This window comes from Cellulomonas sp. P4_B5_2 (genome assembly GCF_056402235.1).
In genome coordinates, this window is record NZ_JBFUHU010000371.1 from 1 (window position 1) to 3,314 (window position 3,314).

3 protein-coding genes and 1 pseudogene are annotated in these 3,314 nt (G+C 72.4%); 1 reads left to right on the plus strand and 3 read right to left on the minus strand.

The genetic code is table 11. From position 1 onward, the window contains the following. The 3 genes and pseudogenes from AC1DUQ_RS19615 to AC1DUQ_RS19625 all read right to left on the minus strand — a co-directional run. Window positions 1-152: pseudogene (locus AC1DUQ_RS19615) on the minus strand (phosphoribosylamine--glycine ligase); the annotation flags it as partial. An 11-nt stretch (window positions 153-163) separates the two neighbouring features. Then, window positions 164-2,053 (minus strand): phosphoenolpyruvate carboxykinase (GTP), encoded by a 1,890-nt coding sequence (locus AC1DUQ_RS19620; RefSeq protein WP_477061049.1) that lies wholly within the window; start codon window positions 2,051-2,053, stop codon window positions 164-166. A gap of 105 nt (window positions 2,054-2,158) precedes the next feature. Further along, the gene (locus AC1DUQ_RS19625; protein WP_477061048.1) at window positions 2,159-2,761 is read right to left on the minus strand and encodes a helix-turn-helix domain-containing protein; all 603 of its coding nucleotides are present in this window, start codon (window positions 2,759-2,761) and stop codon (window positions 2,159-2,161) included. Between the two features lie 76 nt (window positions 2,762-2,837). Here AC1DUQ_RS19625 and AC1DUQ_RS19630 point away from each other — a divergent pair. Further along, a partial coding sequence (locus tag AC1DUQ_RS19630) for an MFS transporter (protein WP_477074407.1) occupies window positions 2,838-3,314 on the plus strand: 477 nt, incomplete at its 3' end.

The following is a 3,314-nucleotide window of genomic DNA, read 5'->3' on the forward strand; positions in this document are numbered from 1 at the left end:
CCGTCCAGCTGGTCGACCGCGTGCAGCGTGGCCAGCGTCCCGATGCCGGGGTTCCCCGGGGCCGCGTGCAGCGCGGTCACCGCCGGGTCGAGGGAGAGCGCGCGGACGAGCGCGTGCTCACGGGCACCGGTGCCGACGACGAGGATCTTCACGGGCCGGGAGCCTACCCGGCGGCCTCCGCGGACCGCAGACGCGCCCGGAGACCGTCGAGCTCGTCCAGCATCGCCACTGGCAGCCGGTCGCCGAACCGGGCGAAGAACTCCTCGGTCAGGTCGCACTCCGCGAGCCACGCCTCCGGGTCGACCTCGAGCAGCTGCTCCAGCGCGCCCTGCGGCAGGTCCAGCCCGTCCAGGTCCAGCTCACCGGGTGCGGGCAGCACGCCGATCGGCGAGTCGGTCCCCTCCACCGACCCGTCGAGCCGCTCCAGCGCCCAGGCGAGCACCCGTGCGTTCTGCCCGAACCCGGGCCACAGGTAGGACCCGTCCGCTCCCTTGCGGAACCAGTTGATGCCGAAGATCGCCGGCAGCGGGATGCCACGGGCCGAGAGCTGCGCGCCGAGCCGGAGCCAGTGCCCCCAGTGGTCGGCCATGTTGTAGCCGCAGAACGGGAGCATGGCGAAGGGGTCGCGACGCAGCGTGCCGACGGGCCCCTCCGCGGCGGCGGTCTGCTCGGACGCGATCGTCGCGCCCAGGAACACCCCGTGCGCCCAGTTCCGGGCCTGCGCGACCAGCGGCACGTTGGTGGCCCGCCGGCCGCCGAACCAGATCGCGTCGACGGGCACCCCCTCGGGCGAGTCCCAGGAGTCCGCGATCGTCGGGCACTGGTCGGCGGCGACCGTGAACCGGCTGTTCGGGTGGGCTGCCGGCTCGTCGGACGCGGGCGTCCAGTCCCGGCCCTGCCAGTCGACCAGGTGCGCGGGCGGCTCCGGGGTCAGGCCCTCCCACCAGACGTCGCCCTCGTCGGTGAGGGCGACGTTGGTGAAGATCACGTCGTGCGTCAGCGTCGCGATGGCGGCCGGGTTGGTGCTCACGCCCGTCCCGGGGGCGACGCCGAAGAAGCCGGCCTCGGGGTTGATCGCGCGCAGGCGTCCGTCGGTGCCCGGTCCGCCCGGGCGCAGCCACGCGATGTCGTCGCCGATCGTCTCGACCGTCCAGCCCGGGATCGTCGGCTGGAGCATCGCCAGGTTCGTCTTGCCGCAGGCGGACGGGAAGGCGGCGGCGACGTGCGACACCCGGCCCGTCGGGGACGTCACGCGCAGGACGAGCATGTGCTCGGCGAGCCAGCCATCGTCGCGCGCCATGACGGACGCGATCCGCAGCGCGAAGCACTTCTTGCCCAGCAGGGCGTTGCCGCCGTAGCCGGACCCGAACGACCAGATCTCGCGCGTCTCGGGGAAGTGCGCGATGTACTTCGTCGAACTGCACGGCCACGGGACGTCGTCGTCGTCCGGTCCCAGGGGTGCGCCCACCGAGTGCACCGCGGGGACGAACTCCCCATCGTTCCCCAGCAGCTCGAGCACCGGGGTGCCCACCCGCGTCATGATCCGCATGCTCACCACGACGTACGGCGAGTCGGTCACCTGGACGCCCAGCTGCGAGATCGGACCGCCCAGCGGACCCATCGAGAACGGGACGACGTACATGGTCCGCCCGCGCATCGACCCGGCGAACACCCCCGCCAGCTCGGCCCGCATGACGTGCGGCTCGCGCCAGTGGTTGGTCGGGCCGGCGTCGTCGGGGTCCTCCGAGCAGATGAACGTGCGGTCCTCGACCCGCGCGACGTCGGACGGGTCGGAGCGTGCGAGGTAGGAGCCCGGACGCAGCTCCTCGTTCAGCCGGATCAGCGTGCCTGACTCGACCATGTCCTCGACCAGGGCCGATGCCTGCTCGGCGGACCCGTCCACCCAGACGACCTCGTCGGGCTCGGTGAGCGCCGCGACCGCGCCGACCCACGCCTGCAGTGCTCGGTGCCGCCGTCCGCCCGGTGCTGCAGGAACACGCACGGGCGTCAGGTCGAACGGGTAGTCGAACGGGTGCGGCTCGACGAGCGTCATGACGACCTCCGTGAAGGGACCAGGTCCTTCCACGGTGGACCCCTTCGTGCGCGGATTCCATCACTCACGGCCGGAAACAACCGCGGTTCTTTCGATCTGCACAACTCAGGGGCGGGAATCGTCCTCGCGGGGCAGCGGCAGGGCGTCGAAGTAGATCCGCACGCGCCGGCGGCCTTCGACATCGCCGGCAGCCTTGCGCTCCTTGGCGCTCTTGACCGCGTCGTCGATGATCTCCTGCACCGCCACCACGACCTCCTGCAGCTCCTCGAGGGTGAGGTCCGCCGTCGTCCGGTCGTTCAGCGCCGCCTCCTCCCACTCCGGGGTGTCGCCCGTGAGCATCCACCGGCTCAGCACCTGGGCGCGCTCGGCGACGACCCCCTGCAGCAGCGCGTTGGCCGCCTCGGCGGTCCGGGGGTCGCGCAGCATGTCCCGCCCGTCGACGCTGTACCCGACCGCGCGCCACCACCGGTCGCGCCCCCGCTCGTGCGCCGGGTCGTCCTCGACGAAGCCGTGCTTCTCCAGCTGGCGCAGGTGGTAGCTGGTCTGCCCGCTGCTCTCCCCGAGTCGGCGGCCGAGCTGGCTGGCCGTCGCCGACCCGTGCTCGGACAGGTAGTCGTACATCGCCATCCGCAGCGGGTGCGCCAATGCCTTGAGCTCCTCCGGCCCGATGGCACGGGCTCGGAACGGGAGGGGCTTGCTCTCGCTCATTCGCAGAGATACCTTTGCAGAGTTGTCTTTGCAGAGAATTCTCTTCGATCCTACCGTCCCATCGCAGGAGTCCCCCATGAGCGAGCAGGTCGCCGCGCGCGAGCCCCTCGGCCGCCGGTTCACCGCCCACCTGACCGCGACCGGGATGGCCAACCTCGGCGACGGCATCGTGCAGACCGGCGTGCCGCTGTACGCCCTCACGCTCACGCGGTCCCCCAGCCAGATCGCCCTGCTGACCGCGGCCGCGTGGCTGCCCTGGCTCCTGCTCGGGCTGGCCGCCGGCGTGGTGGTCGACCGCCGCGACCGCAAGTACACGCAGGTGGTGGGCCTCGGGGCCCGCGCGCTGCTGCTCGGGGTGGCGGTCTGGCTGGTGGCCTCCGGCCACATGACGATCGCCGCGCTCACGGTGATCGTGCTGCTCTACGGCGTGACCGACGTGTTCGTCGACCTCGCCGGGTCGGCGCTGGTCCCGGACATCGTGCCGCGCTCCCGCCTCGAGGCCGCGAATGGCCGCACGCTCGCCGCGCAGCAGGTCATGGCCGCGTTCGTCGGC

Excerpts from the sequence above, each read along its gene's own strand:
- AC1DUQ_RS19620 (WP_477061049.1), bottom strand. The coding sequence starts at position 2,053 with ATGACGCTCGTCGAGCCGCACCCGTTCGACTACCCGTTCGACCTGACG.
- AC1DUQ_RS19625 (WP_477061048.1), bottom strand. The coding sequence starts at position 2,761 with ATGAGCGAGAGCAAGCCCCTCCCGTTCCGAGCCCGTGCCATCGGGCCG.